General features: G+C 44.9%; 22 protein-coding genes. 9 read left to right on the forward strand and 13 right to left on the reverse strand.

Annotation, left to right across the window (positions count from 1 at the left end; genetic code table 11):
• Position 1: 1 nt before the first annotated feature.
• The gene (locus AZI86_RS03550) at positions 2 to 391 is read right to left on the reverse strand and encodes an MAPEG family protein (RefSeq protein ID WP_061833715.1); all 390 of its coding nucleotides are present in this window, start codon (positions 389 to 391) and stop codon (positions 2 to 4) included.
• A gap of 111 nt (positions 392 to 502) precedes the next feature.
• Between AZI86_RS03550 and AZI86_RS03555 the strand changes: the two genes are divergently transcribed.
• Positions 503 to 1,027 (forward strand): DUF4142 domain-containing protein, encoded by a 525-nt coding sequence (locus AZI86_RS03555; RefSeq protein ID WP_061833716.1) that lies wholly within the window; start codon positions 503 to 505, stop codon positions 1,025 to 1,027.
• 77 nt (positions 1,028 to 1,104) lie between these two features.
• Here the strand turns inward: AZI86_RS03555 and AZI86_RS03560 are convergent, their stop codons facing one another.
• Positions 1,105 to 2,130: an HNH endonuclease gene (locus tag AZI86_RS03560; protein ID WP_061833717.1), complete on the reverse strand. Its 1,026-nt coding sequence runs from the start codon at positions 2,128 to 2,130 to the stop codon at positions 1,105 to 1,107.
• A 375-nt stretch (positions 2,131 to 2,505) separates the two neighbouring features.
• On the opposite strand from AZI86_RS03560, the gene AZI86_RS03565 reads away from it, so the two are divergent.
• A complete protein-coding gene (locus tag AZI86_RS03565; protein WP_061833718.1) occupies positions 2,506 to 3,543 on the forward strand; it encodes a S66 peptidase family protein in 1,038 nt (345 codons plus the stop codon).
• A gap of 4 nt (positions 3,544 to 3,547) precedes the next feature.
• Here AZI86_RS03565 and AZI86_RS03570 read toward each other — a convergent pair whose 3' ends face one another.
• A complete protein-coding gene (locus AZI86_RS03570) occupies positions 3,548 to 4,399 on the reverse strand; it encodes an inositol monophosphatase family protein (RefSeq protein WP_061833719.1) in 852 nt (283 codons plus the stop codon).
• A gap of 121 nt (positions 4,400 to 4,520) precedes the next feature.
• Between AZI86_RS03570 and AZI86_RS03575 the strand changes: the two genes are divergently transcribed.
• The 3 genes from AZI86_RS03575 to AZI86_RS03585 all read left to right on the forward strand — a co-directional run bounded on the left by AZI86_RS03575 (position 4,521) and on the right by AZI86_RS03585 (position 7,965).
• Complete coding sequence (locus AZI86_RS03575; RefSeq protein ID WP_253715671.1) at positions 4,521 to 5,354, forward strand: SPOR domain-containing protein; 834 nt, start codon at positions 4,521 to 4,523, stop codon at positions 5,352 to 5,354.
• 150 nt (positions 5,355 to 5,504) lie between these two features.
• Positions 5,505 to 6,227, forward strand: a complete 723-nt coding sequence (locus AZI86_RS03580; RefSeq protein WP_061833721.1) for a hypothetical protein — start codon at positions 5,505 to 5,507, stop codon at positions 6,225 to 6,227.
• A complete protein-coding gene (locus AZI86_RS03585; protein ID WP_061833722.1) occupies positions 6,217 to 7,965 on the forward strand; it encodes a LamG domain-containing protein in 1,749 nt (582 codons plus the stop codon). Before AZI86_RS03580 ends, AZI86_RS03585 begins: the two co-directional genes overlap by 11 nt.
• On the opposite strand, the gene AZI86_RS03590 is transcribed toward AZI86_RS03585, so the two are convergent.
• The 3 genes from AZI86_RS03590 to AZI86_RS03600 all read right to left on the reverse strand — a co-directional run bounded on the left by AZI86_RS03590 (position 7,943) and on the right by AZI86_RS03600 (position 10,965).
• Entirely contained in the window at positions 7,943 to 8,950 is a 1,008-nt protein-coding gene (locus AZI86_RS03590; protein ID WP_061833723.1) for a pectin acetylesterase-family hydrolase, read from the reverse strand. The two genes, AZI86_RS03585 and AZI86_RS03590, sit on opposite strands and share 23 nt — an antisense overlap.
• Positions 8,951 to 9,034: 84 nt before the next feature.
• On the reverse strand, positions 9,035 to 9,619 hold the full coding sequence (locus tag AZI86_RS03595) for a hypothetical protein (RefSeq protein WP_061833724.1): 585 nt from the start codon (positions 9,617 to 9,619) through the stop codon (positions 9,035 to 9,037).
• Positions 9,616 to 10,965 carry a hypothetical protein gene (locus AZI86_RS03600; RefSeq protein ID WP_157684612.1) on the reverse strand — a complete coding sequence of 450 codons (1,350 nt, stop codon included), beginning with the start codon at positions 10,963 to 10,965 and terminating at the stop codon, positions 9,616 to 9,618. The genes AZI86_RS03595 and AZI86_RS03600 overlap by 4 nt, the downstream gene beginning before the upstream one ends.
• A gap of 185 nt (positions 10,966 to 11,150) precedes the next feature.
• On the opposite strand from AZI86_RS03600, the gene AZI86_RS03605 reads away from it, so the two are divergent.
• On the forward strand, positions 11,151 to 13,457 hold the full coding sequence (locus tag AZI86_RS03605; protein WP_061833726.1) for an ATP-dependent helicase: 2,307 nt from the start codon (positions 11,151 to 11,153) through the stop codon (positions 13,455 to 13,457).
• Between the two features lie 87 nt (positions 13,458 to 13,544).
• The gene (locus tag AZI86_RS03610) at positions 13,545 to 13,988 is read left to right on the forward strand and encodes a hypothetical protein (RefSeq protein ID WP_061833727.1); all 444 of its coding nucleotides are present in this window, start codon (positions 13,545 to 13,547) and stop codon (positions 13,986 to 13,988) included.
• Positions 13,989 to 14,023: 35 nt separating this feature from the next.
• Here AZI86_RS03610 and AZI86_RS03615 read toward each other — a convergent pair whose 3' ends face one another.
• Together AZI86_RS03615 and AZI86_RS03620 are read right to left on the reverse strand one after the other, a co-directional pair.
• Positions 14,024 to 14,857 carry a flagellin gene (locus AZI86_RS03615; RefSeq protein ID WP_061833728.1) on the reverse strand — a complete coding sequence of 278 codons (834 nt, stop codon included), beginning with the start codon at positions 14,855 to 14,857 and terminating at the stop codon, positions 14,024 to 14,026.
• A gap of 104 nt (positions 14,858 to 14,961) precedes the next feature.
• Positions 14,962 to 16,239 carry a KamA family radical SAM protein gene (locus tag AZI86_RS03620; RefSeq protein WP_081111772.1) on the reverse strand — a complete coding sequence of 426 codons (1,278 nt, stop codon included), beginning with the start codon at positions 16,237 to 16,239 and terminating at the stop codon, positions 14,962 to 14,964.
• A 233-nt stretch (positions 16,240 to 16,472) separates the two neighbouring features.
• Here AZI86_RS03620 and AZI86_RS03625 point away from each other — a divergent pair, with 233 nt between their 5' ends.
• Complete coding sequence (locus AZI86_RS03625) at positions 16,473 to 17,906, forward strand: hypothetical protein (protein WP_061833729.1); 1,434 nt, start codon at positions 16,473 to 16,475, stop codon at positions 17,904 to 17,906.
• 246 nt (positions 17,907 to 18,152) lie between these two features.
• On the opposite strand, the gene AZI86_RS03630 is transcribed toward AZI86_RS03625, so the two are convergent.
• Positions 18,153 to 19,535 (reverse strand): hypothetical protein, encoded by a 1,383-nt coding sequence (locus AZI86_RS03630; protein ID WP_061833730.1) that lies wholly within the window; start codon positions 19,533 to 19,535, stop codon positions 18,153 to 18,155.
• Between the two features lie 10 nt (positions 19,536 to 19,545).
• On the reverse strand, positions 19,546 to 20,118 hold the full coding sequence (locus tag AZI86_RS18970; protein ID WP_081111773.1) for a co-chaperone GroES: 573 nt from the start codon (positions 20,116 to 20,118) through the stop codon (positions 19,546 to 19,548).
• A gap of 87 nt (positions 20,119 to 20,205) precedes the next feature.
• Between AZI86_RS18970 and AZI86_RS03640 the strand changes: the two genes are divergently transcribed.
• Positions 20,206 to 22,497, forward strand: coding sequence for a transglycosylase domain-containing protein (locus AZI86_RS03640; RefSeq protein WP_253715673.1), 2,292 nt, complete (start codon positions 20,206 to 20,208; stop codon positions 22,495 to 22,497).
• Here AZI86_RS03640 and AZI86_RS03645 read toward each other — a convergent pair.
• The 3 genes from AZI86_RS03645 to AZI86_RS03655 are packed head-to-tail and all read right to left on the reverse strand — an operon-like array spanning position 22,494 to position 25,285.
• Complete coding sequence (locus AZI86_RS03645; RefSeq protein WP_061833732.1) at positions 22,494 to 23,474, reverse strand: MBL fold metallo-hydrolase; 981 nt, start codon at positions 23,472 to 23,474, stop codon at positions 22,494 to 22,496. The two genes, AZI86_RS03640 and AZI86_RS03645, sit on opposite strands and share 4 nt — an antisense overlap.
• 54 nt (positions 23,475 to 23,528) lie before the next feature.
• Positions 23,529 to 23,762, reverse strand: coding sequence for a 2Fe-2S iron-sulfur cluster binding domain-containing protein (locus AZI86_RS03650; protein WP_157684613.1), 234 nt, complete (start codon positions 23,760 to 23,762; stop codon positions 23,529 to 23,531).
• Between the two features lie 8 nt (positions 23,763 to 23,770).
• A complete protein-coding gene (locus tag AZI86_RS03655; protein WP_157684614.1) occupies positions 23,771 to 25,285 on the reverse strand; it encodes a sensor histidine kinase in 1,515 nt (504 codons plus the stop codon).
• Positions 25,286 to 25,609: the final 324 nt, after the last annotated feature.

Consider the following 25,609-nt stretch of genomic DNA (forward strand, 5'->3'; position numbering starts at 1 on the left):
ACTAAAGCAAACTGCATAGAACCATCACTAAACCGATCAAACTCGCACCCCAAATCAACGTGCGCAATCCCGTAATGCCCGCTGCATACACGAAGAAGTAAAGCACACGGGAGTAGAAGTAAAGCTGAGATCCCCAATAAGAAAGTGATGTTCCTTTTTGCAAAAATAGAACGGCAAAAATCGCCACGATAAAAATTGGAAACGTCTCCATAAAGTTACGATAGGATCGATCGACTCTTCCGGCCATTCCTGTCAGTGGAGGCCGCGAAGACTCACGAGAGCTTAAATTCCATTTCAGTCCGCGTTGCATTGTTGAAAGATGCGCGGCCGCCAATAACTGTACTAAACCTAATATGGACGCAAATATTAACATTTGAATTTCTACTATCATGGGCCCTCCAAAGCTCTTTTGTATATTTGCAGGTAAATAGCTTGGGCTTGCAAGAAGCATTTAGTCCCCGTGATCATACACAGAGATTTTTAAAAACAAAAAGGAGACTTTATGAAATCATTAAAATTAGCAGCATTGCCTTTGGTTCTTTCCGCGTTCATGTTCGGTGGCTTCGCCCACGCGGCAAATCTTTCAGACCAAGAGGTTGGCGAAATTCTCAAAACCGTGAACGACGCTGAAATCGACGCTGCCAAAGCCGCGAAGTCACGCGCCAGCAATAGCGAAGTAAAAACATTCGCTAAAGACATGGAAAATGCCCACGAAAACAACAACAAAGAAGCCAAAAAAGTTTTCAAAAAAGCAGATATCGATCCTAAAAATAACGATATCGCTAAAAACCTTAAAAAAGATGCCAAAGATAAATTGGCAGAGCTAAAAAAGAAAAAAGGCTCTGACTTTGATAAAGCCTATATCGAAAACCAAATCATGATGCACCAACAGGTTTTGAATGACTTGGAACAAAAATACATCCCGGCCACACAAAACTCAGATTTCCGTGCGTTCTTAGAAACTACAAAAACTCACGTGCAGGAGCATTTGTCTAAGGCTCAGCAGATTCAATCGACTTTGAAGTAGTTGACTTTAAAACGTCGCCTGCTGTGACCGCATTTCGCAGCAGAAAACCCATTGATTTTCGAAAGCCCACCTCTACTTTAGAAGTGGGCCTTTTCTTTAAGCTGAATTCCCATCTTACTTGCCATAAATAGATTATGCGTGCGGCAAAGAACTCTTAAGTTATCCTGGTGATTTGACCCGCCCAATGATACAGGAACAATATGATCAATTTGCAGTTGATATCTGGAGCGACAGCGTTCATTTGAATTAGGATTCACATATTCACAACAACCCTCCGAATTTCTTAAAAGTTCGCGTCGAGTTCGAATAGAAATTGCTTTTCTTAGATTCCGCCTCGTAGCGATGACTCCTTGAGTTGAAATGGATTTTCGAAGTGTGATTGGCGGCAACTCTAAATCTTGGGGTTCTTTCGACATGGCCGATGGCTTGTCCTTACCGATAAGAAGCACTTCTTTTTTAACCAAGTTATTTTCTTTCATAGCTGCTCTTGATTCGTTCTTCTGATTGAACTTTTTCGCCAAAGTCGCGATGATATGCGCCCATGAGCCTTCATGACAAACATGAGAGAGATTGTTTCTTGCATTTTCCAATTCCTTAAACTGCTCGGCCGATAAAGTAATTTCAATTCGAACCGAGTCGTCGGCTTGGGGTCGAAGCGCTTCTTGATCTCTTACTGGCAAATTAAATTCTTTAGCCAGGACGGCGTCCGTCTGAAAAGAATTTCTATTTTCTAACTTTCCTAGAACCTCCAAAGTTATGGAAGGAGAAATACTTGTCCCGTTATTCTGCGCCTCCTTAAGACATTTCTGCACTTTCGTAAGCTGAGAAAGATGCAGGCTTCCAGATTCAATTTTATCAGCAACTTCGGGCAACTGCTTTAAAAGCCGGGCCGATTGCAAACGACGATAAGCCGCCGCTTCGGAATATCCTAACCCACGCGTCAGGTAAGTGTACATCCCATCATATCCCAGCTCAGCGTAAATCTGACGTTCTTCAATTTCTAAAATGTGCACCAGAATTAAATGCGTAATTTTTCTTTCGGTCCGCACAAGGTTTTGCATGCGACCCACTAGGTCCTGGTTCGAAATATTTCTTAGATCCATAAATTTCTCCTACGAAAAGGACCATATCATGGGTTTTAAAAAAGAGTTTTTGAAACATTTTAAGAACGCAGGGATCAGGCAGAGACCTCATTTTTATCAAGCTTAATAAGCTCAGAAATGTTCTATACGAAACCTAAATTCACAGAACACGGTCCTTCGTGAAAAATTTTATTTATTTCGACCTGACCTAAAATAAAGAATCAAAAATCATGGCAAACAAATTCGACATTACAAATAACTATTGCCGCTATGCGCCCGCGTAGCGAGGGTGATCCCTTCGCCCGGGCAACGATAAGAAGTCCTTTCTAGACATTTTTATTTTTTCGTCCCAAGATGAACTTCATAAATTACACACTAACCACCCGAGGATATGTAATGTCCCAAACCCTTATTTCTCCAAAACGTTTGAAATTCGGAGATACTATTGGTGTCTTCACTCCTTCTTCTCCCGCTTACAATGCAAATCCTGAACTTTTCGAAAATGGGCTTCGCACGCTAAAAAATCTGGGTTTCAACATCAAGCTAGGTTCTTTGACTAACAAAAGAGCCTCCCAAGGCTACCGCTCAGGCTCTGGAGAAGAACGGGCCAAAGAATTCATGGAGCTTATCAAGGATCCGGATGTCGACGCTTTGGTGGCCACTATCGGCGGATATAATTCAAGTAGCATGATTCCCTTTCTGGATTATTCGGCAATCAAGGAAGAACGCAAACCTATCTGCGGATACTCAGATGTCACTTCACTTCATTTGGCGATTATGAAATTTGCGGGCTTAAGAACCTACTATGGACCGGCGGTGATGTGTTGGTTTGGTGATTGGCCTTCAGGCATTGAAGAAAGTAACAAGTGGTTCTTAGATGCCTTGATGAACCACGAGTCCGGGACAAGAGATATTAATCAACCAAAAAGATGGAGCAACCATTCAAGAGATTGGGGCAACGGAGACTGGAAAAAACTGCCAAGAGAGTGGCAGGAAAATCGTGGATGGAAAGTCCTTCAAGAGGGCACCGCGACCGCACCGATCATAGCCGCGAACTTGAATACACTCACCAGTGCGGCGGGCACTAAATATTGGCCGGACCTCAAAGGTAAGATTCTTTTAATTGAAGAAATGGACGCTCCTTTGATGAAGGAAGAAAGATCCTTACGCCAGCTCTCTTTAATCGGGGCCTTCGATGAGTTAGCAGGTTTAATTATTTCAAAACCAGAATTTTTTAGCACGGATGGTGCGGCTTTTACTTACGACGACCTGATTATAGATATCGTGGGAAAAAGAACATACCCAATTATTTCTAACTTTGATTGCGGGCACACCGTGCCGATGATCACTATTCCTCAAGGAGTAAGGACTCACCTAAAGGCTGAGACGACTGAAGTGAAATTTCAGTTCATCGAACCAGCTTTTTCGGCTTAAGAATTTACTGCGTCTGCGCATCCAAGTGATTTTTTAAAACCCCTTGCACGGCCTTCACCACATTCGCATTCCCCGCGACGATCGAATTCTTATACGGATGATATTCTTCACCACGATAAGTTTGCACAATGCCCCCCGCCTCACGCACGAGTAAGATGCCGGCCGCTGCATCCCATGGCTGAATATTTCTTTCCCAGTAACCATCAAACACGCCACGCGCTACTTGCGCTAAATCATAAGCGGCAGCCCCTGGTCTGCGAACTCCGCGACACTTGCGAACCATCTCATCAAAGATTTTCAATTGCTCGGCAATCACGTGTTCGTGTTCCGAAACAAAGCCTGTGGCTAAAAATGATTTATCCAACGAAGAGGCGTTACTGACTTTCAAAGGACGACCATTCACAAACGCCCCTTCACCACGAATCGCGGTGTATGTTTCTTTCAGTATTGGCACGTCAATCACGGCCAATTGAATCTGCCCATTGATTTCTAACGCTAAGCTGATGCAGAAAATCGGAAAGCGATGAATATAATTTGTCGTCCCATCTAAAGGATCCACAATCCAGCGTCCCACTTTTTGTGCGGGCTCTGCCTGGACTTTGGCCCCAGGAGCATGAGATCCCGCGAAGGTTTCCTCGCCCAAGAACTCAAACTCCGGAAAATTTTTCTTAAGATGCTCTGCGATGACTCGTTCTGATTCTTTGTCGGCTTCGCTCACTAGACCGGCTTGGAATTTTTCTTCAACATGCTCTAAGTTGCCGAAATAATTGAGAAGGACCTCTCTGCCCAGGCTGACGGCTTTGATGGCCTGACCTAAGACCTGCTTCCAATCCCTTGAATTTACGCTGTTTTCCACGGATTTCCTTTCCCGGATGACCTACGTATCATTGACCAGTTCCGGGACTTAAAGCTAACATAAAGAGAGGACCAAAGGAAGGGTCCTTGAGGGTTGGATATAATCTATGAGGATTGAAAAGATGAGTTCACAAACGGATGCGTTCTTAAAGCTGGGGTTGTTTTTCTTTATTGCTTTGTTGTCGTTTTCTATCGGCACCTTTGTCGGAAAGAAGTTCAGTGACAATCAACATCAGCTTGCTGCTTTAGAGCCACAAAAAAATTCTCATGGCGAAGGTCATGGTGATGCTCACGCAGAACGTGGTGTCGCTTCGACATCTCCTTCTGAACACCGCTCTGGCGCGATGACTGACGAAGAAATTGCTAAGCTTGCTGAAGAATTCGTTGCTGACGATACTGTACCAGCGACAACAACGGCGGGTCATGATGCTCACGGGGCTGCGAAAGACGCGCACGGTGCGCCCGCAGCAGCAACTGATGCTCATGGTACACCGGCGGCAGAGGCCCATGGTGCTGTAAAAGCAGAGCCCGCTAAAGATGCTCACGGTGGTGGCCATGCCGAAGCAACCGCTCCGTCACACGCTTCTGAGGCTGCAAAAAATGTGGCGCAAGGTAAAGCTCCAACAGCTCCCGAAACTCAAGCTCCTGCAAAAAAAGTAATTAAGGAAGAGCGTCTTCCTTCTTCACTTCCTAAAGATGTAGCTCAATACGCTGTGGGAAAATTCACAGTCCAAGTGGCTGCTTACCCGCAGGAAGCGGAAGCTCAAAAAATGGCTTCAGATTTGAAAACCAAAGGTTACAGCGCTTTTTATATTCCCGCGAATGTTAAAGGCACAACCTATTACCGTGTAAGTGTCGGTCAGTTTGCGACTCAAAAAGAAGCAACTTCTTACCGCGCAGAGTTCTTAGCGAAATCTAAAATGGGTTCCGCAATCGTTCAAAAAATCTCAGAATAGTCTAGCTTCTTCCGCCGCAGTTCTTGCGGCGGGCCTTCAGATCCTTTCCAGCTATCTCTTTTTACCGAACGCTCGCTATCGCCGAGCACTACGTGGTCCTAATCCTTTACGGCCATTGTGAGCATCCCTTCAGCATGTCAATAATCAGATATGAGGATTTTTTTCTATCTGACTGTTTCTGTACTTTTCGTTTTGCCTGTCAGTGCGCAAGAAGGCACACCCATTTCAAAAACAACATGGGAATTTGGATTTGAAGGGGGGGCCTCATCCCGACAAATCAAAGCTCAGGATCGTGTCACACAAGGACGTGGAGAGTTTAATTCAGGCGCCCTTCCTCATAGCACCATCACCTTGGGATACGCATTCACAGAGTCGTTTAAATCCGCAATTCTTGGATCTTTCCAACAAAATGAGTTCCAGGACGTCAGCGAAGCTCAAGCCACCCAAAGACCCGATGCGACCAACGAATACGAACTGCGTTTACGTCGTTCAATTTCAAATTTAGCCGAGGTGCGCTTCGGATTTGGGTCCCAAAAGAGATTGTTTTCGCGTGCCGAAAACTTTAATCAATTTGTCTTTGATGATGCCAACGTGATGTTTTGGGGTGTCGGCGTCGAAGGGGCCTTTGTCATCGACAACAATATGCTCTTGGGCGCAATGGTCGACTTTAGAAGCTTGGGCTCAAGCAACACCCATGGTTATGCCATTGAAGAAGGATCAGAGGTTAAATCCAGTGTTTTTGCTAAAAAACGTCTGCACGATCTTTGGTGGATGGCCAAAATATTTTATAACTTCAGCGATCAAAATTCATTACTCGTAAAACAAACAGAAAAACAAACAGGTATTTCACTTGGAGTGACATATGTTTACTAAAACATGGTGCGTTTCGGTTCTATGGGGAATTTTTATTCTTAATACTGGCTGCTCCTTGGGTTTTTTTGCCTCATCGGTGGACAGTAGCTATCAACCGGGACTAGAAGCCCCGGGGGATTTTACAAAAACTTGGACGGTAGGTTCCGGAACTTCGGGTGAATTTACTATGGTCGGCGATGCCCTTTCCTACACCGCGAACTCTGCCGAACTTATTCCCATCGGTTCGGACTATAACAATACCGCTATCGGATTTGGTTCCGGCACAAAATCAGACACTGACTGGAATGGCACCAATGCACTAGAGTTAAACGCCGCTGGTAAAACTGCTAAGACCGGAACATTTATTTCTCGAGTCTTTGCCGCAAACTCAAGTCTGAATTGGACAAAGTTAGAATGGATTTCAGGAGTTCCTGCCGGCAAACCTTATCCCAATAATAAAGCCATAGAAACAGCTTATGACGCTGATAACATCGACATGAGCGGAAATATTTTATTACTGCACATGGATGAAACATCATGGAGTGGCGCTGCGGGTGAGGTGATTGATTCTTCAGGCAATGGTAATCACGGCCTGGCGACGGGAGTTAGCACCACTACTAACGGACATTTTGCTCACGCCGGAAATTTCAGTGCTGGCTCCGGACAGTATATTGAAATCGCGGATACCGGGAACTTTAATATCACCACCACTTTGACTGTTGAAGCTTGGGTGTATCCGCAATTTATCGCGGGTGACGAAACCAAATATTTCGGCATTGTCACCAAACGTAATGACTATACCGATTTTAACTTCGCCATCTCTTACATGACTTTTGGTCTTCCTTACCCAACTTTGAATATCGATTTCCGTCAAGAAGACGAATCAGACACATCTCGCTTTAACACCGGCATTGCCTTAAATAACAACGAGTGGGCCCACATCGTGATGACTTTTGATCAAGGCGTCACCGGAGAACGCTTAAAAGTTTATGTCAATGGAGTGCTTGTGACCGGAACGCCAGGATCTGGCGCCGGCGGCACCTTGCACATTAAACCAGGAGCCTTTCCATTAAGAGTGGGAATGTTAGACAATACATTCACCGAAACTTTTAGAGGAAAAATCGATGAGGTGGCAATGTATAATCGTGTGCTTTCGGAAAGTGAAGTTCAAGCGCGCTATCGCCGCGGAAGCAATCGTTTAAAATTTCAGGTGCAAACTTGCGCAACGCCGGCGGCCTGCAATGGCACTTTCTTAGGACCTGATGGCACGGCCGCGACTTATTACACGGAAGCTGCGCAATACGATATCGCTGCGCTGACCTCAATAAATTTAACAGGCGTTTCAGGCAATAACTTCCGTTACAAAGTGACGATGGAAAATGATGAGGGGACGTTAACGCCACTTTTAAAATCTGTGGCCGTAACCCCCGTTACTTACAGTGTCGCTAAACCCAACATTGCCGCGCAAAATGGTGTGACTTATAAAAAGCTCACTTCTTTTGCCGCAATCACATCGGGAGCAGGTGTCGTAAAGTTTCAATTGGTAAAAGAGGGTTCTGCTTATTATTGGAATGGAACAAGCTGGGCTTCGGCAACAACCAGCAGTCATACAAACACGGCTTCTGAAATCAATGCCCACATCGCGGCCTTTCCTTCATTCGCCGGAACAGGAAGTTTGCGCTTTAAAGCCTTTTTTGAATCTGATGACGGGACGGCGAAATCAAGTCTGACTTCCGTCACCGTGGGAGGAGCAAGATAGATTTTTCAGTATAAACGCGAACCGTAAAATTCCACGCCGTTTCACCTTCCATACTGCGCATATCACCGGTGTAGGGATTTAATAAAAACGTATGACCGGGGTTATCCGCGATCCAGGTAGAAACATTTTTAAAACCTTTCGCCACTTGCCCAATGCCTTCAGGGCCTAACACCAGCTTGCGATGTTCGTTGGGCGTGATTCCCCCAAATACGGCGGACATCACAAGGTCCCGAGTCGACTGAAGAATGGCAATATTCCACGTCAGCAATTTATTAAAAACTGATCCCATGCGAGGCGCAATCATGCCGTCATCTAATGAATATTCAAAACCGGCACGCCCCATATAATTTTTGAAATCTTGATTCATTTGATTTGAAAATTTATGCCAAAAGTTTTTTCCAAAATGAAGACCCGGGCTATCACTTATCAAGGTTTTTTGCGCAGTGAAAGGAACATATTCGGCAATATTCTTCGCATGGACAAAAGCTCCAATGGCTCCTGCAGATGCTCCCCACACCACTAAGTCTTGAACGCTAGAAAATGAAATCAAAGAGTTTCGATAAAGATACTCTAAAGCGAGCACCACATTTTGATAACCATAGTGATAAAGAGGAATTCCTGAACGATAGGTTGCGACGTGAAAGTTCGCAAAGACATCTCCGGTACAATAAGGAAAATAAATCATTGAGTGATGCGCCCAAGGATTAGATTCATCTTCCGACGAAAATAAATCCGCCGTCGGATCGGTGCGCAAGGGTTCAAGTCGCGTTAACGCCGTCTGTCCGTAACAGGAAAGATCATTCCAACAAACGCCACCGGCCATAAATTCAACGACCAGCTTGTCTGCATCTTTATAATCTAAAAAGACGCTGTAAGCTTCGCCATTTCCACAAAACGCTCCTGGGATTTCAATCTTTTGCCAAGAGCGGGCCCAGGCAGAGCTAAAAAATATTAAACTTAGAAAGGATAAAACAATCGATCTCATGCGATTCATTGTCGCGCTGAAATCCACAGAGCGGTTGATTTCGGTTAACTTACAAAAGATTTTCTGCTTAGAGACACTGGACCTTTAAAAAATTAAACCCACACCCAGACGGAAGACCGCGCTCCACATCGGATTGGGATCAAGGTCTGAACCGGTAAATCCTCGGCCCTCCGCGGCGGCCACAATCAAAAATGCGGGAGTGAGCTTCACGGAATATTCCACGCCCCCCGAAAGCCCCGTCATAAACGTCCATCTTCCAGTATCAACGCGAGATGTTCCCATAAAAACTGTAGTCACCGTTTCTTGATAAGCTCCCGCAGCGAGCCCACCGTAAAGTTGCACCGTGTGAGTATTGTCTCCGAACGTCCAAGCCAAAGCGTGCAGACGAAACCAAGCAAGATATTCCGCATGCTGTCGCTCAAAGGCCGAAGTAGGATTCCCCGAAGTCTCCGTGAAATACACATGCTCTAGCAGCACACTAAAACGAGAACGCTGATAGCTAATGGCATAGTTCATTGGACTGCGGTTGACCATGTCTTGATTGGAAGCCCGCTCATAGCGCATTTCAGAATTCAAAAGATATCCACGCACAACATCAGCACGCGCTTCGCTCAAAAACGAACACAAAGACACCAAAACCGAAAGTGCAAAGAAAAAGATCAATCTCATTGGGTGAGACCTTTAATATCGGGATCTACCCTTGGTCCGATCTCAATTCTCTTTTCATGAAAAGTCCATTGCCCTTGATTCTCTTGGCATTCAGTGACATTGCGCGACCCACCATTTCTGGAATCATTAATTAAATTTGCGAGATACTGACACTCCTCTTGAGTGGCTAATTGGGTATTTTTAGCGAAACTTTCAACAAAAGTTTGTCCCGTGAATATTTTTGTTTCTGATTGCGAAAGCTCTTCACGCAAAGAAGGCAGCATTTTTATGATCACCTTCGCCACATCTTTACGAGCTTGTAGAGGTTCAACAGCACGAGCTTTCGCGTACACTTCCGTGTAGACCTTAATAGCGCGAGAAAACTGCGTCCCTAAAACATAGACATAGCCGCTGATTTGATTGGTAAAATCAAAATTCTTATCACCAGATCTTTCATTATAACGTCTATTAAGTTCACCGCGAATGCTGACGTCGCTGGATAAAAACGTCTGATTACGTGATACCTTTAAAGTTCTTCCGGTTTCTCCCGGTAACGAGTGCACGATGAAATCAGGATCGCCAGTGTACATCCATCCCCAGAAATCCGCCAAGCCTTCGTTCAGACCGCGGGTGATTGCAACGTGATAAAAATAGTTCATCTCACTTGATGAAAGCGTAGGCCCCACCGGCTGAATGCGCGAGGCTTCAACATCTGAGATTTGACCAAAATCTTCACCAAATGTATCGGCAATCTCTTTGCCATGAACATTCGTCGCGGCATCTTTGATAACCAACTTATAAAATAAAGAATGGAAATGTTCATGAGCTAAGACTCCGCCGTTAACAGCCAGCGGAAGCTCTTTGCCAGTGTAAGGAACCACCAAAATGGAGTCCGTTTTTCCTTCGTAAAAAGCATTGTTACGAGTGCTCCCCGCAACGCGAACGGCAATACCCACGTCGCGAGGCCACTTGTTTACGCCTCCCGCACCAAGCTCTTCATCTAAGGCCGCAAGTTTTTGCATATGAGCATATATAGTGACCATCTGCATGGTGGTTTCGTCGGTGGGAACATAGACCCCATCGCTGTTTAAAACAAAACGAGTTTTTGGAGACATGCCTTCTAGGTGATTGTTACGAACTCGCGGCGAAAAGAAGAACTTAACAAACTTACCCGCCAACGTCGAAAGATCGTCCAGGGCTAAGAGCTCCGTGATCCCCATCGAATAGCTGCCGCCTTCAGAAGGCATTGCCGTCATCACCCGGACATTACCAGATACAGCCTTAATACCCTCAGTCGAGGGACCACATGCCGTCAATGACATGGAAATCAAAATTGCTGCTGTGATCCGGCTAAAAACGCGCTTCACAAAGTCCTCTCAACACACTATAAACGGGAGTGCTCTCTCATACAGATAACGTAATGCGTTATAGTTGTAATGGAAAATAACGAAAAACTCAATGAAAACTTAGAGATAGACAAAGTTTGTCAGTCTCACCAAATGTTCGACAGTGCGAGTTTTCGTGGCCTTTTTTTGACCCAAAGGATGCCTGGATGGATGTGCTTGATTTCGTTACCAAAAATTTGAATCCTTCGCAGAAAGACGCCGTAGAAACTTTGGAAGGGCCTTTGCTTATCTTAGCCGGCGCCGGTTCAGGCAAAACCCGGGTGTTGACCCATCGGATGGCGAACATCATCGGGCAAGGTGTTGCGGCCCCCGATGAAATCTTGTGCGTGACCTTCACCAATAAAGCCGCCAAAGAGATGGAACATCGGATTTATAAGATCCTGGCCGACATGGGCGCGCGCGTGCATTCCCAGCTTTGGATTAACACCTTTCACAGTTTTTGTGTCAGAGTTTTAAGACAGCATTTAACTCTTTTAGATTATAAACCTTTTTTTGGTATTTACGATTCTTCCGATCAATTAAGTCAGATCAAAAAAGTCATGACGGCCTTGGATATCAACGACAAGATGTATCCGGCTAAAAACTTTCAAGGCGCTATTAGCCGAGCTAAAATGCTGGGACTAAATCCCGATGCTTTTGAGAAAGAGCGAAAAAACTCTCGTCACTTTGCCGATGCTAAAACCATTGAAGTTTATAAGTTGTACGAGAAAGAAATGAAAAAGGCGAACAGTCTTGATTTCGATGATTTACTTTTAAAGACTTATGAACTGTTCCGTATGTATCCGGATGTTTTGCAGATGTATCAAGAAAAGTTCAAATACATCATGGTGGATGAGTATCAAGATACCAATCACATTCAATATCTGATCGTGCAGATGCTAGCCCAAGCTCATCGCAACCTGTGCGTGGTGGGTGACGAAGACCAATCCATTTACAGCTGGCGTGGGGCGGATATTAAAAACATTTTGGACTTTGAAAAGGACTTCCGCGAAGCCAAGGTCGTAAAGTTAGAAGAAAATTATCGTTCTTCGGGCAATATCGTGGGTGCAGCGACCGCCGTTATTAAAAACAATTCAGAACGTAAAGATAAAACGTTATTCACCTCAAACCCTGCAGGGGATAAAATCCAAGTTCGCGAAGAACGTAATGAATACGATGAAGCAAAGTTTGTCGCCAAAACCATTCAAACGATGATGAATGAAGGCGAAGGGTCTTACAATGACTACGCCATCTTTTATCGCACCAATGCCCAGTCCCGTGTTTTAGAGGAACAATTAAGAACTCTTTCTATCCCTTATCGCCTTGTTGGCGGTGTTCGCTTCTATGAACGCATGGAAATCAAAGACATGCTTTCTTACATGAAGCTCGCAATCAATCCGGCGGATGATGTCGCGTTTAAGCGCGTGATCAATGTGCCGGCGCGCGGGATCGGTAAAACGACGGTCGAGAAAATTGAAGAGTTCGCCTTTCAACAAAATTTAAGCATGATGCAAGCAGCCCTTAAAGCCTGCGAAGAGCGTGTTTTTAACGCCGGCACCACGGGCAAAGTTCGTCGGTTCGTGGAGCTTATGGGCAATCTTCAAGAGCTGGCGCTAAAACATCCTTTGGTGGAATTCTATCCGATTGTTTTAGACATGACCGAATATCTTGTGGCTCTTAAAAAAGATGAATCACCGGAATCTTTGGCTCGTATCGACAACTTAGAAGAGCTCGACAATGCGATTGTTCAATTTGCCAAGGAGCGCGGTGAAGAAGGGACGCTGACCAGTTTCCTTGAAGAAATGGCGCTGGTCAGCGACGTGGATTCATTAAACCAAGAGCAGAATTCAGTCACGATGATGACCTTGCATATCTCTAAAGGCTTGGAATATCCGTATGTCTTTGTGGTGGGCTTAGAAGAAAATCTTTTCCCAAGCGCGCGCAGCCTTGGTGATGGAGACACTGAAGAAGATGTGCAGGAAGAACGTCGCTTAGCTTACGTCGGCATGACTCGCGCCCGCCAGAAGCTGTGGCTCACTTACGCAAAAATGCGCCGCGTGTGGGGGCAAGAACAATTCAATCCGCAATCTCGATTTATTAAAGAGATTCCCCAAGAATACATTGAATTTAAAACCGCGGCGGCAGACGCCCCCCGCTTTATGGCGAAATACGGATCCAGCTCTTATGATTCCGATGAAACCTGGGGACGCCCCCAATGGGGCGCCACCAGCGGCTCGCGCAACAAGCCTCGGTCTTATGAAGATGAAAGCCAAAGCTTTCCGGATTATGACGATGCTCCGGCATCCAGTGGCGGTGGCTTTAGCAAAGGAATGCGCGTGCGCCACCCCACCTTTGGCGCCGGCACGGTTTATGCGACCGAAGGAGAAGGTGAGAACTTTAAGGTCAGCGTGATGTTCACCGACAACACCGTTAAAAAATTCGTCGTCAAATACGCGCGCTTAGAAAAAATCTAAGCGCTTGCCGAAAACCAGACGTGGTCAAAGTCTTGATCACGTCGTCTTGGACTGCCCCACTTTAAACCCCATTGCTAGGGTTTAAGTATGCAGATGAAAACTCTTTTATTATCCGTTTTATTTGTTATTTCTTCTTCCACATCTTTTGCCGCTAAAAATCAGCAAGTTCATGAAAGTGAAGTCAAATTCAGTTATTCTTCGGCTGATGGCGAGTTCACTTTAAAATGCACTCATTACTTGCACGAACCCATTATGCACGATTTTGATGTTTGGTGTGGCAAAGGCACCAAATATTTAAGAACTTTCCGGGTTCACTTTTTGGCACGCCAACACGAAAAACCTCAATTAGGTAAAAACTCTTTAGAAGTCTTGTATTGGGTGATTGATCGCGATCAAGACATGACCCGCAAATTTTCATCCGGAAGCACTTGGATAAATTTTAAAAATCAATCCGACATCGAGCGCTTGAATTTCAGCCAAGGTGTGGAAAACGACTATGCGTTTTTAAGCGTTGAGTACACGCCCCAATAAAAAAGACCCGGCTAGAAAAAGCCGGGCAAAAAGATCTATCCGATTAGTTTTAAGGCCAATTGATTAGACTGGTTGGCTTGAGCTAAAACTGATGTACCTGCTTGTTGCAAAATATTATTTCGAATCATTTCGCTGGAAACGGCGGCAATATCAGCATCCCGAATACGACTGTTCGCGGCCGATAAGTTTTCCGATGTCACACCTAAGTTATCAGATGTTGACGTCAAACGATTTTGCAAAGCCCCTAAATACGCACGCGTTCCGCTGACGGAGGTCTGCGCATCATCTAACTTCGCCAAGGCCTCTTGGGCACCTTCTTTGGTTGAATAATCAATCCCCGAAAGTCCTAAAGCATCTAAGGTGGCTTGGTGAGAACCCGCATCAAAACTAATACGATCCGCAAAGGCATCATTACCAATACCGACTTGGAAATCAAACATCGGAGCAGAGCCATCCAACAGCTTCGTCGTTCCCCAGGTTGTGGATTTGGCGATACGTTGAATTTCTTCTTTTAATTGCACGACTTCTTTATTGAGCATGCCGCGCTCTTTTTCACCAACCGTGTCCGAAGCGGCTTGAATGCCCAATTCACGAAGGCGAACCACGATATTGCCGATTTCATTCAAACCACCTTCGGCTGTTTGAACCATGGAAATACCATCATTAGCATTACGCTGTGCTTGATTGGCAGAACGAATCTGAGCTTTCAATCCTTCTGAAATTGCAAGACCCGCGGCATCGTCTGCGGCTTTGTTAATTCTACTCCCTGAAGCTAATTTCGCCATCGAATCATTGATAGCGCGTTGTGAGCCGACCAAATTTCTTTGAGCATTGATGGCGGCCATGTTTGTTGTAATTCTCATTCCCATTGTCTTAACCTCAATACCTATTTCGGGAATTGGCTTTCCAACTTCACTCGACGTAAGAACGAATTTTTAGAAATTATTGAAAAGGCTTGTAGCGCTTTGAGAAATCAAATTTTTTTCGAATTTTTTAGGTCATTCCACTCACATTCGTAAGCGGAGGCATCAGGTTTACGAATCTGATTTTCTGGTGGGCTGATGTACTGTGCTTCCACGCCATCCCATCCTACATAATTGCGCACTCTTCCATCTTGAGACACTTGGAAGTTCGGAACTAAATAAGTTTTGCCGCCACCGTTAGGAATATCCACGGAAAGATTCGGCATCGCCAATCCAGACAAATGCCCCCACAATTCTTTTTGAATTTCTAACGAGTCTTCAATAGATGTGCGTAAATGATCCGTGCCCATGGAAGGATCGCACTGAAACATATAGTAAGGTTTTACGCGCAAGTACACTAGTCTTCGGTTCAGGGCCTGTATCAATGCTGGATGATTATTGATTCCGTTTAAAAGAACCATTTGATTCATCACCGGGATTCCGTTGTCCACCAAGCGTTCTAAAGCCTCAACGGCTTCGGAGGTCAGCTCGTCCGGATGATTAAAATGAGACATCAAATACACCGGCTTATTTTTTTTGATGATCTTCACCAAGTCATCCGTCACCCGCATCGGGCACACCACCGGCATGCGCGAACCAATGCGAATGATTTCAATGTGATCAATACGGCGCAGATCACTTAAGACGCGATCTAACTGTCCGTCACTCACCGTCAACGGATCTCCGCCAGACAAAATCACTTCGCGCAAACCGGTGTGTTTACGAATATAGCTGATCGCCATTTCGTATTCTTCATTGCGGATGAAGGCTTGCTCTTGTCCCGTGAAATGTTTGCGCGTGCAAAAACGGCAATAAACACTGCAAATATCGGTGATCAAAAAAAGGGCGCGATCAGAATAGCGATGGATAATTCGGGGCGCGGGATTGTTCTTTTTTTCACCCAAAGGATCCAGCATCTGCTGATGTCCTTCGGCCATTTCATAGCGATGGGGCATTAAGATCTTACGGATCGAATCGCTTTTAGAGTTATTCGCAACACCCGCGTAATAAGGTGTCGTGCGCACGTTAAAAAGCTCTTTGCCTTGCTGGAACGCCAACAACTCATCTTTGGTTAATTCGAAATGTTGAGAGAAGTCATCTTGAGTTTTAAGCGAATGGCGAAGCTGCCAGGTCCAATTATTCCAATCGGCAGCATCGATATTTTCAGGTTTAAAACTAGAGAGAAAGTGGAACTTCATCGAGGGAGTTATGTATGAATCACGCTCAATAGGCAAGATAGCATTTAAAAAGTGACCGAAAACGTCGTTATTAGGGGTTCTGCTTTTCATACCCACCAAACACCATAAGTATCTGAATTTAAAGAATTTTTAAACAATATCAGAGTGAAACACCAGAAGTTCGACAAGGCCCCTCTTGGCCTCCGCCTTTTCTCAACATGAGAACTCATAAAAAATCCGCGAAGTTAGCCCTGAATTTTCAAATACCCCTGTTTGGCCCGGCCTTCGCTTTACATCTAAGTAGGAAAAAAGGGCCGGGATGCGCCCATTAACTAGGAGGACTTATGAAAACCTTTATCCCCAATAATAAGTGGGTCATGACAGCAGCACTGCTTGCCGTCTTGGGCCTGAATTTTTCTTACAACGATAAGACAAGCCGCGAAGGCTTCTCTGCGGAATTTGCTTCTTCAGAAATGAAAGAAGGCGAAATCGTCACGGAAAGTGGTGATCTTATTAAAATTCCGTATATCAAGGGTGAGGGTGATCAAGTCACTGCCTTAGTTAAAAGAAATGCGGAAGGAAAATTCTGCTTAGAATGTAAAGTAGAGGCGATTACATTAACTAGCAAAAACTTCGGCGACATCAGCAAACTCAATGTCGATTTAATGAAGCATATTAAAGACAATCTTTCAGTTGTTCCAAAACCTTCAGAAAAAGATGAAGTCCAAGCTGGTGGCGAAGAAGACGACAAAGTCATCGCAAGCGGCATTTTGGATATCAAAGTTTTAGATGTGTGCGAAAAGAAAAAATCGAACTCTGATAAGCTAAAATGCTTCTCTAACAACTTCGTTTCGGCATTAAAAAATAATGCTAAAAAAATCTCGGACAAAGAAGCTTTAGAATTTTACGAACAGCACATCGCAGGGCTCCTTGAAGACCAAGTCGAAGAATCTCGTGAAGCGGCCAAAGAGCTAGCGCGCGCTCGCGCTCCAAAAAGACACGCCGGTTTTGATGAAATCGACATGTTGTTGGATGGAGACTCTGATTCAGACTCAGCAGTTGACGGCGATCCTGAAGAGTTGATGGACGTAGCTAAAGATGCTATCCGCAAACTTCATGAAGGCATTCCGTCGATCCGTGAAGGCAAAGATAAAACTCGTCGTTTTGCCGATCTTCGCGCCAAAATCATCGACACCGAAAAAACCATCGTCGCTCAGTATGCTAGAGAGATTAAAAAGGCGATGCAAAAAGCAGAAAACAATCGCAACTCTGCAAACTATATTGCATACCTTGAAGAAGCAGCGACATTAAACCGCAACCTTCCCGAAGTGATTCAAGGCTTAGGCACAACAACAAGCTCCGCCTTACGCACAGCCATTAGCAACGAATACATCCGTTCGGGCGAAGCAAGAGCTCAATACGATGCGTACCTACTAAGTTCTGGCAATGTTCAAAACAGCATCAACGCTTTCATGAATCAGTGGGCCGCAACAGGCCGCCTACCGAACACAGGCGTTGACGCTTTTAATGGTGCAGATTTGAGTTCTCGCCTTAACGGCACCGCCAACCGCGGAGTCGTAGGTTCAACCCCATCGGCTGCAATCTCAACAAGACTGGGCTTGAACACACTAAACTCAAGCTCAACAACCACGTTGCAGGATCCAGTAGCAACAGCAAACAACGGTATTGAATTCGGAGCCTTGACTCAGCTTACAGAAGAAAACCGCATCCTAAGAGATCAATTGCGCTCACAAATCATGCTACAACGCGGCCAATAACCAAAGCCAAAAAAAATATAAGTAACTCCAACGGACCCAGGAAGGGTCCGTTTCCTGCATTCCAAATCCCGAAGAACTCCTTCGGAATTTTTTATTTTTTGCAATGAGGCCTTACACTTAGACCGTACTTCGCAAGAAAGAAAAAAAATCCCCGAGGGATTTCTCCCTCGGGGCCCTGCTCACCACCAAACAAAATGTCGTAAATTAAGTCATCAAGCTGTCGTACAAGTAGCAATCGTGCTGTTATCAAAAGCTGATGGCGGCTTTAGATGCAAATCCATAATTAAAGCTGGTCTCTAAACCATCAGCGCCGTTTTTAAATGCGGCACCAGGAGCCAGAAGACCCAATTGATTTACCCACTGAATGCGTTCACTCGGTTTGTAAACCACTTCTATATCCCATTCTAGGCCTAGATCTTTTGATGAATCAACAGAGTTTTTCACCGTGTTCATCAATTGTCCGTAAATCAAGGTATTACGAACATCCACACGCTCATTCCATGCATAGTTCACTGAAGGCGCAAAATACATCACGTTGCTGATCGCTTCGTCATCGGCAGAGTTGCCTACGCTTAAGTTTGTCGTGTCTTTCATGTAGTTTGTGCCCAAGAAATCTCTTTGGCCTAAACGATGATTGAATAACAACATCGCCACGTCATAGTTACGATTGAAAGAGAATGTGCCAAAGTCTGTGGAATTTCCATCGTCCCCTGTTGCCACACCCATTTTTAATTTCCAATCCCATTTAGATTCACCACGAGGGATATAAAGCTCAGTCGCGATACCATAGCCGTTCATTTTCACCGAGTTCGCGCCTGAAGTAACACCTGTTTCACCAGAGGCAAAACCCGCTTCTAATTTGAAGCCAAACGCATCAAAGTCACGACCGAAAGCAAAGTTCGTGCGTTGCACGCTCATGTCATTATTGAATCCATCACCATCATAGTCGGTTGCATTTTTGTAGCCCAACACTGATTTAGCACCTTTTGTGTTTTCAACAAAAACACCTAACATCGTGCGGTTGGCTTCACTTTTGTACTGCAACTGCGCGCCCATCGTCGTCAGCGTTCCGCCTTGACCGAAATCGCTGGATTGCTTGCGGCCCAAGATCGGCATAAAGAACCAGTCACCCACAACAATTTTATAAGCAACCATGTCACGCGTATCATAGAAGTGATCAAATGCCCCCGTACCCGCGCTGTAAGTCATACCAAGACCAAATTCAAAAGGCGCACGACCGACAATCAATGAGCCGTATTCTTGATTCACGTTAAGGTATAACTGAGAGACTTTAAGTTGGCTGGAGCCTTGATTGTTCGACGCTGCGGGCCCCTCTGAGTTCAAGTTAAGTCCCCAGATTTCACCCATTTGCGTGTTGCTATAAGCATAGCTGTTTAAAACATCAAAGCGTGAAATAACATTCACACCGTCAGCCGCAATGATCTTGGGGCTTAAATAAAGTGAATTCAAACCATAGGCTTTACGGCCACCAGGAGTTCCTAAAGTTGGACGGTCCACTTCGGTCCATTCAAAACGGTAACCACCGCTCCAATCCAATGTCATGGCTTGAGCCGCACTCGACATCAACGCGACGGAAAGGCCTAAGGCTTTCAAAAGATTTTTATTCATGTTCTTTCCTTTATTTTGAGACCACACCCAAAACATCGCCCTCGCGGAGGATGATCAGATTTTGATTTTGAATTGTAATTTTTGTGCCCGCGAATTCAGAGAAAACAATTTTATCGCCTACTTTAACGTCCATCGGACGAACATGGCCTTTTTTGCCTAAATGTCCTCGACCGACAGCGACCACGTGACCTTGCAAGTTTCCAGAAACATCCGCCACGGTGTCTGGAATGTACAATCCACCCGCCGTCATCTTTTCTGCGCCCGCCGTTTGAATAATCAACCGATCATCCAAGGGCGTCACAAAGTTACTAAGATCCACGATCTTTTCAGATTTCGAGGTCGCAACAGTGGGTGCGCTCGATTTCCCCTTCGCGGGAGCCGCTTTTTTCACCGGCGTCTTGGCCTTAGCTTTTGATTTTGTAATGGTTTTTTTAGCAGCCGTTTTTTTTGCGGGAGCTTTCGCGGCCTTTTTCGATTTTGCGGAAACTTTTTTTGTAGATTTCGTTACAGGTTTTTTTGAAACAGTCTTTTTAGCGACTTTTTTAACGTTGGACTTTTTTGCAGAAGCTTTCTTCTTAGCCACAACCTCTTCCTTTCAAAACAGGTAGCCTCCGAGAAACTTTCGTACTACGCTTGTTCTTATATGTTGCGACCCAGATTAAAGACCATTTTGAAATCTTTTACAATCCTTGTGACGCTTGTGATCATCTTTGGGCTTGGCATTGCGGCCTATGCTTACTATGCGCTCGGCAAAGAACTGAACGAAAAATTAGAATCAAAAAAGTTCATCGTGCCGACAGAGTATTACGCCGCTCCGCCCACTTTTTTCACTCACAGTTTGATCAAAGTTGCAGACGTCGAAAAGCAATTGCTGCGTCAAAACTATCGCCGTCGTGACTATGACCAACGTCTCTTACCTGGGGACTATTTCATTGCTGATCGCGAACAGTGCGCAGCCCGTCTTCAAGTGGGCTTGCGGGAAAATCAAGAATCTTGCATCGGCTGGGTGACCCTAGAAACGCAGACTCGAGACGTGGACAGCTCCATTCAAGTTTTAGTGGTACAAAACGACGGACTGATCTCACAAATCTTTAAAGGCGCCCCGTTCGTGGAAGTCCCCGAAGCCAACAGTGAAGCACCGCTGCTTGCTCAATATATTGGCATCGAACCTTTGATGCAAAAGACAGTGACCTTGGGTGAGGTTCCACCGACATGTTCTAACGCGATCATGTCGATTGAAGATGCCCAATTTTTGGAACATAGCGGAGTCAGCCTCAAAGGTATTTTTCGCGCCGTTTTAAAGAACATTTCTGCAGGCAGGAAAGCCCAAGGGGGCAGCACGATCACTCAACAACTGGTAAAAAACTACTTCCTGACCTCTGAAAGAACCTTGAAACGTAAAGCTCAAGAATTCGTCATGTCGATTCTTTTAGAATCACGATTTTCTAAGGACCAAATTCTTGAAACGTATTTGAACGTCATTTACATGGGACAAAACGGCGCCTTTCAGGTGCGCGGCTATGGCTCGGCCGCCCGCTTCTATTTTAGCAAAGAACTTGTGGATCTAAATTTAAGTGAATGCGCCTTACTTGCCGCGATCGTCAACAGCCCTGGCCGATTTAATCCGTTTAAAAATCCTGAAAATGCAGAACGTCGTCGTCATGCCGTTTTAGAAAAAATGTTGGGCTTGCAATTTATTTCTCAAGAAGATTTTAATGAAGCCGACAAAAATCCGCTGCCAAGCGCAACCCGCACGCTGGCATCAGAAACCGCGCCGTACTATCTAGATGCCGTTCGTAAGCAATTAGAAGCGCAAGGCATTAGTGCTGATGGGTTAAAGATTTACACGGCCCTGGATTTAGAGGCCCAAGAAGTTGCGCAAGAATCTTTACGTAATCACTTGGACAACTTAGAAAAAAACAATAAATACATCAAAGGCCTTAAAGAAAAAAAGAACAGTCTTGAAGGAAGCATTTTAGTTGGCAATAATACCACCGGCCTTGTCAGTGTCGTGGTGGGTGGTCGCAATTATCGTATGACTCAGTTTAATCGTGCGATTGACGGGCATCGACAAATTGGTTCGGTGATGAAACCTTTCGTTTACCTGACAGCCTTATTGAATAACACCCCAGAGGGTCAGCCCTATACGCCCATCACCTTATTGAACGATGAAAAATTCACTTACAAATACGAAGGGCAAGCTTGGTCGCCGGACAATTACGGCAAAGCTTATTTCGGCTCCGTCCCCATGTTTTACGCATTAAAAAATTCTTTAAATGCGGCCACTGCCTCGTTAGGACTGCAAGTCGGATTGGGTAATATCATCGATATCACTCATGAAGCTGGAGTGACTTCTCAGTTGCGATCCTTCCCCGCCATGACCTTGGGTGCTTTCGAAATGTATCCACGTGAAGTTCTGCAAAGTTATATGACCTTAGCGAACATGGGAAAAAGACAAAATCTATCTTTCATCCGTCGCGCCGTAGATTCTGACGGAAAAGAAATCTTTGTCCATCAACCGGCACCGACCCAAGCCATTGATGCCGCGGCCACCGCAAGCTTGGTCAGCATGATGAAACAAACTGTCCTTTCCGGAACGGCCCGTTCAATCACACTGAATGGATTTTTCAATCCGGCAGCGGGAAAAACCGGAACGACCAGTGACAATCGCGATGCTTGGTTTGCGGGCTTCACACCTTATCTAACAACGGTTGTCTGGGTGGGTTATGACAACAACACCCCACACAAGTTAACCGGATCAAACGGGGCTGTTCCGGTTTGGACTCAGTTTATGAAAAAAATGGGAACGCGCTTTCCCGCCGAAGATTTCCCATGGCCAGAAAACACCAAGAAGGTCGTTTTGGATCAAGACACCTTACAGTCTTTAAATGCTTTTAAAGAAGGTGATCCGACTTCGGTCGAACTGATTTTTGATGCTGCGAAAGTACCAAGCGGGTTTTAGAGATAAATCTCTAATCCCTCGTGGGCGAAATCCCATTTAACAGAACTTAGCTTTTGATCTTTTTGCGAAGCAAACTTTTCACGCGATTCGTAATACTCACGCGTTTGACGTTTTAATTCTAAAACTTGTTCAACCCTTGCACCTGGATCATGATGGGCAAAAAGCACAGTTTTAATATTTTCTCTTAAGGCAATATCAAGCCCGACTTGCGCGGCACTGTGACCCCAATTAGCTTTTTCGGCGAGCTCTGGCAACGTGTACTGCGCATCGAAATACATCAAGTCAATATTCTGATACAACGGCAAATCTTCAGCCAGCTCTTCGCGAGTCACGCGCGTGCATTCCGTATCCACGCAATGAGCATAGGCCTTACCACCGTTTTCAACTTTCAATCCCCAACAAGGATCTGGATGATCTAATTGATAGGGAGTGATGGTCATGTCTTCAAGCTGGTATGGTTTGCGCGGTTCCAAGACATGAAAAAAAACTTTGGATTTAAGTTGTTCAAAGGGAACAGGAAAATAGGGCTTGGCAAAAACCCCACGAATCAGTTTTTCGAGCTCCGGCTGCACCCCATAATAATGAACTTCACAACCTGGAATAAAATGCGGCGTGAAAAATGGCAAACCGATCACATGATCCCAATGGAAGTGAGTCATAAAAATATGGAAAGGACCTTTAGATCGACCCGTGGTTCCCTTCATGATGGCTTCGCTTAAGTTGCGAATGCCACTGCCACCATCGATGATCAGTTGAGCTTGAGGGCTTTGGATTTCCACGCACGTTGTCGCCACACCATAGCCCCCGACAAGCGGTGTTTCCATGCTTTGCAGGTACTTCGCAATCTGTGATGGTTCACGATAACCGGAACTAAAGAAATTCCTTAGAATCCCTTCGATATGATATGACCATTCCTGCGGTGGTGGTGCCGAGGGCAAAGACCCGCGAACTCCCCAAAATTTTACGACTAGCGACATATTTCAACTAGAATACTTGTGTTTAGAGACACGAATCAATTCATATTGTTCGGTCTAGCCTTTGTTGTAATCAACAACAAGATCCTCAAGCGCCCCCATAGACGATGGTACAGTCTGGCACGTCAGACGATGCTTCCCATTTACCAAAGCTCGACAACTTTCACAGTGACCTTCCATGCAAGAATACGGCGGAGCCATGCCCGCCATTAGCGCCAGGTCCAGTAAAGTCCGGCCCTCTTCCGATTCGATCTCTTTATTTTCGTTCCCCACGATGATTTTAATTTTCACAATTTGTCCTAGGGTTTTGCCAGATTTTCGATCGAATTTATTAAACGCCATTTTTCGACAAGCTGAACTCCGTAAGAATCGGCAATCTTTTGAATTTCAGTATGATCTATAATTGTGGAAAATAAAAGGACTCGCCCAAGGCCACTGCCGTTTATAAGTTCCAAAAAGTCAAATGCAGTGTTTTCACCATCTTCAAAAGAGATATCCACCAGTACCAGCGGCTCAGATCCTGTCCACTTCCGCAGCATCTCTCTGCCCTCGTTCAAATTAGAGATAGATAATGCTTGCACGTCCGGGACGGATGCCAATAATGCCCCAACATCACTATTTCGCTCTAACACCCAAACATTGTCAGCTAGTTCAACCACAAAGGGCCTTAGCTCTTTCGGCATCGATATGATGAAGGCCGTTTTTTCCTCCGTATCCAAAGCCACCGAGCCTCCATAGCTTTCAACTTCTTTTCGAACTTGATAAAGACCCAAACCGGTACCGGCCTCTTTCCCAAAGGTCGCTCTCTCCTGAAACAATTTCTTCCTAACTTCGTCAGGGATTTGAGGTCCATTATTGGCGATGATCACCTGAACTGATTCATCAAAGGATCTAATACGAATACTGACTTCAGTTCCCCCAGCCTCTATGGCGTTGTTAAGGATGTTTGAAATTGAGCGCTGCAAACTATAAAAAGGAATTTGCACCCCAAAAAAACCGTCATCCGCAATATGAAACAAAACTTGAGGGTAAATCTGACGATATGATGCAATTAACTCTTTTAAAACCTCTAATACATTTACCACTGGTAAAATTTTTTCTGACTTTTCGTTTCTATAAGCCTTCAGCGTATCGTCCGCGATATGGCGCACTCGAGCTGCAGACTCCACAATCAATGATCCAACTTCAGGTTCGACACGCCCCTTCAAATACTCGGATGCGATTTGCAGAGCCATTATCGGACCACGTAAGTCATGGGATACCTTAGCCGCAATTTTCATTAAAACCTCGGCCTCGGCCACCTTTAAGGCGAATTTCATCTTTACTTTTTCTCGTTCGGCTTTTTTTTGAAAAGCGATTTTTTCGGCATCGGAACGGCGAAGATAATTGATTAGAATGACAGGAATTCCAACGTATTGAATCAACAGCTGGACTACTAAAATTCTAGAAAAATCAAAATTCACATTGGTGAAATAAAAGGTCAGCAGCCCCATGAGAAACTCAATGGGAATAATCAAAAATGAAAGTATAATATATTTTTTAGGAGACTGCTGAAGGATCATTAGAAGAGATAAATTGCAAAAGCAAAATATAAATATCCAGAAAATATTCGCTGTCCGTGAAGGCTCGTGAACGTATTCACGATCCTTCAGATTTGCGTAAACATTTAATAAATAAGAGCCGTAGGAAAAATATTCGTTAGTGGATTTATCTTCTTCGTAACCAAACCGCGCATAGGGATGCTTAATGGTTCCTGTGTAGTTATCTCGGGTCGTAAGAATCACGATCTTGGATGCAACATCTTCTTTCTTCACTTTTGAAAGAGGGATTTCAGGGACAGAGGGCGGATAATAAAATCGCAAGTTTACTTGCTTGGTGTCATAGACGGTTAAGATTCCAGATCCCAAGCCTTCATCCGCGTTGAACATTGGGATTACCGAGTTAAATTTCAAAAGATCGGTATCGTATCTAGGCCCCGTATCCATAGCCAAAACAAAACGGCGGGTCTTGTAATCGTAAGGGGGGAGGGAGGCATCCACCGTGTGTTTCAGAACTAAGTTTTTAGGACTCTCCTTAAATTTTGATTGCGCAAACGATCCGTCTTCTCCCCACTTCGAGTAAAGATAAAAATGGGGATA

This window comes from Bdellovibrio bacteriovorus (genome assembly GCF_001592735.1).
GTDB classification, from domain to species: domain Bacteria; phylum Bdellovibrionota; class Bdellovibrionia; order Bdellovibrionales; family Bdellovibrionaceae; genus Bdellovibrio; species Bdellovibrio bacteriovorus_D.

Excerpts from the sequence above, each read along its gene's own strand:
- AZI86_RS03550 (WP_061833715.1), bottom strand. The coding sequence starts at position 391 with ATGATAGTAGAAATTCAAATGTTAATATTTGCGTCCATATTAGGTTTA.
- AZI86_RS03555 (WP_061833716.1), top strand. The coding sequence starts at position 503 with ATGAAATCATTAAAATTAGCAGCATTGCCTTTGGTTCTTTCCGCGTTC.
- AZI86_RS03560 (WP_061833717.1), bottom strand. The coding sequence starts at position 2,130 with ATGGATCTAAGAAATATTTCGAACCAGGACCTAGTGGGTCGCATGCAA.
- AZI86_RS03565 (WP_061833718.1), top strand. The coding sequence starts at position 2,506 with ATGTCCCAAACCCTTATTTCTCCAAAACGTTTGAAATTCGGAGATACT.
- AZI86_RS03575 (WP_253715671.1), top strand. The coding sequence starts at position 4,521 with ATGAGTTCACAAACGGATGCGTTCTTAAAGCTGGGGTTGTTTTTCTTT.
- AZI86_RS03580 (WP_061833721.1), top strand. The coding sequence starts at position 5,505 with ATGAGGATTTTTTTCTATCTGACTGTTTCTGTACTTTTCGTTTTGCCT.
- AZI86_RS03585 (WP_061833722.1), top strand. The coding sequence starts at position 6,217 with ATGTTTACTAAAACATGGTGCGTTTCGGTTCTATGGGGAATTTTTATT.
- AZI86_RS03590 (WP_061833723.1), bottom strand. The coding sequence starts at position 8,950 with ATGAGATCGATTGTTTTATCCTTTCTAAGTTTAATATTTTTTAGCTCT.
- AZI86_RS03595 (WP_061833724.1), bottom strand. The coding sequence starts at position 9,619 with ATGAGATTGATCTTTTTCTTTGCACTTTCGGTTTTGGTGTCTTTGTGT.
- AZI86_RS03605 (WP_061833726.1), top strand. The coding sequence starts at position 11,151 with ATGGATGTGCTTGATTTCGTTACCAAAAATTTGAATCCTTCGCAGAAA.
- AZI86_RS03610 (WP_061833727.1), top strand. The coding sequence starts at position 13,545 with ATGCAGATGAAAACTCTTTTATTATCCGTTTTATTTGTTATTTCTTCT.
- AZI86_RS03615 (WP_061833728.1), bottom strand. The coding sequence starts at position 14,857 with ATGGGAATGAGAATTACAACAAACATGGCCGCCATCAATGCTCAAAGA.
- AZI86_RS03620 (WP_081111772.1), bottom strand. The coding sequence starts at position 16,239 with ATGAAAAGCAGAACCCCTAATAACGACGTTTTCGGTCACTTTTTAAAT.
- AZI86_RS03625 (WP_061833729.1), top strand. The coding sequence starts at position 16,473 with ATGAAAACCTTTATCCCCAATAATAAGTGGGTCATGACAGCAGCACTG.
- AZI86_RS03630 (WP_061833730.1), bottom strand. The coding sequence starts at position 19,535 with ATGAATAAAAATCTTTTGAAAGCCTTAGGCCTTTCCGTCGCGTTGATG.
- AZI86_RS03645 (WP_061833732.1), bottom strand. The coding sequence starts at position 23,474 with ATGTCGCTAGTCGTAAAATTTTGGGGAGTTCGCGGGTCTTTGCCCTCG.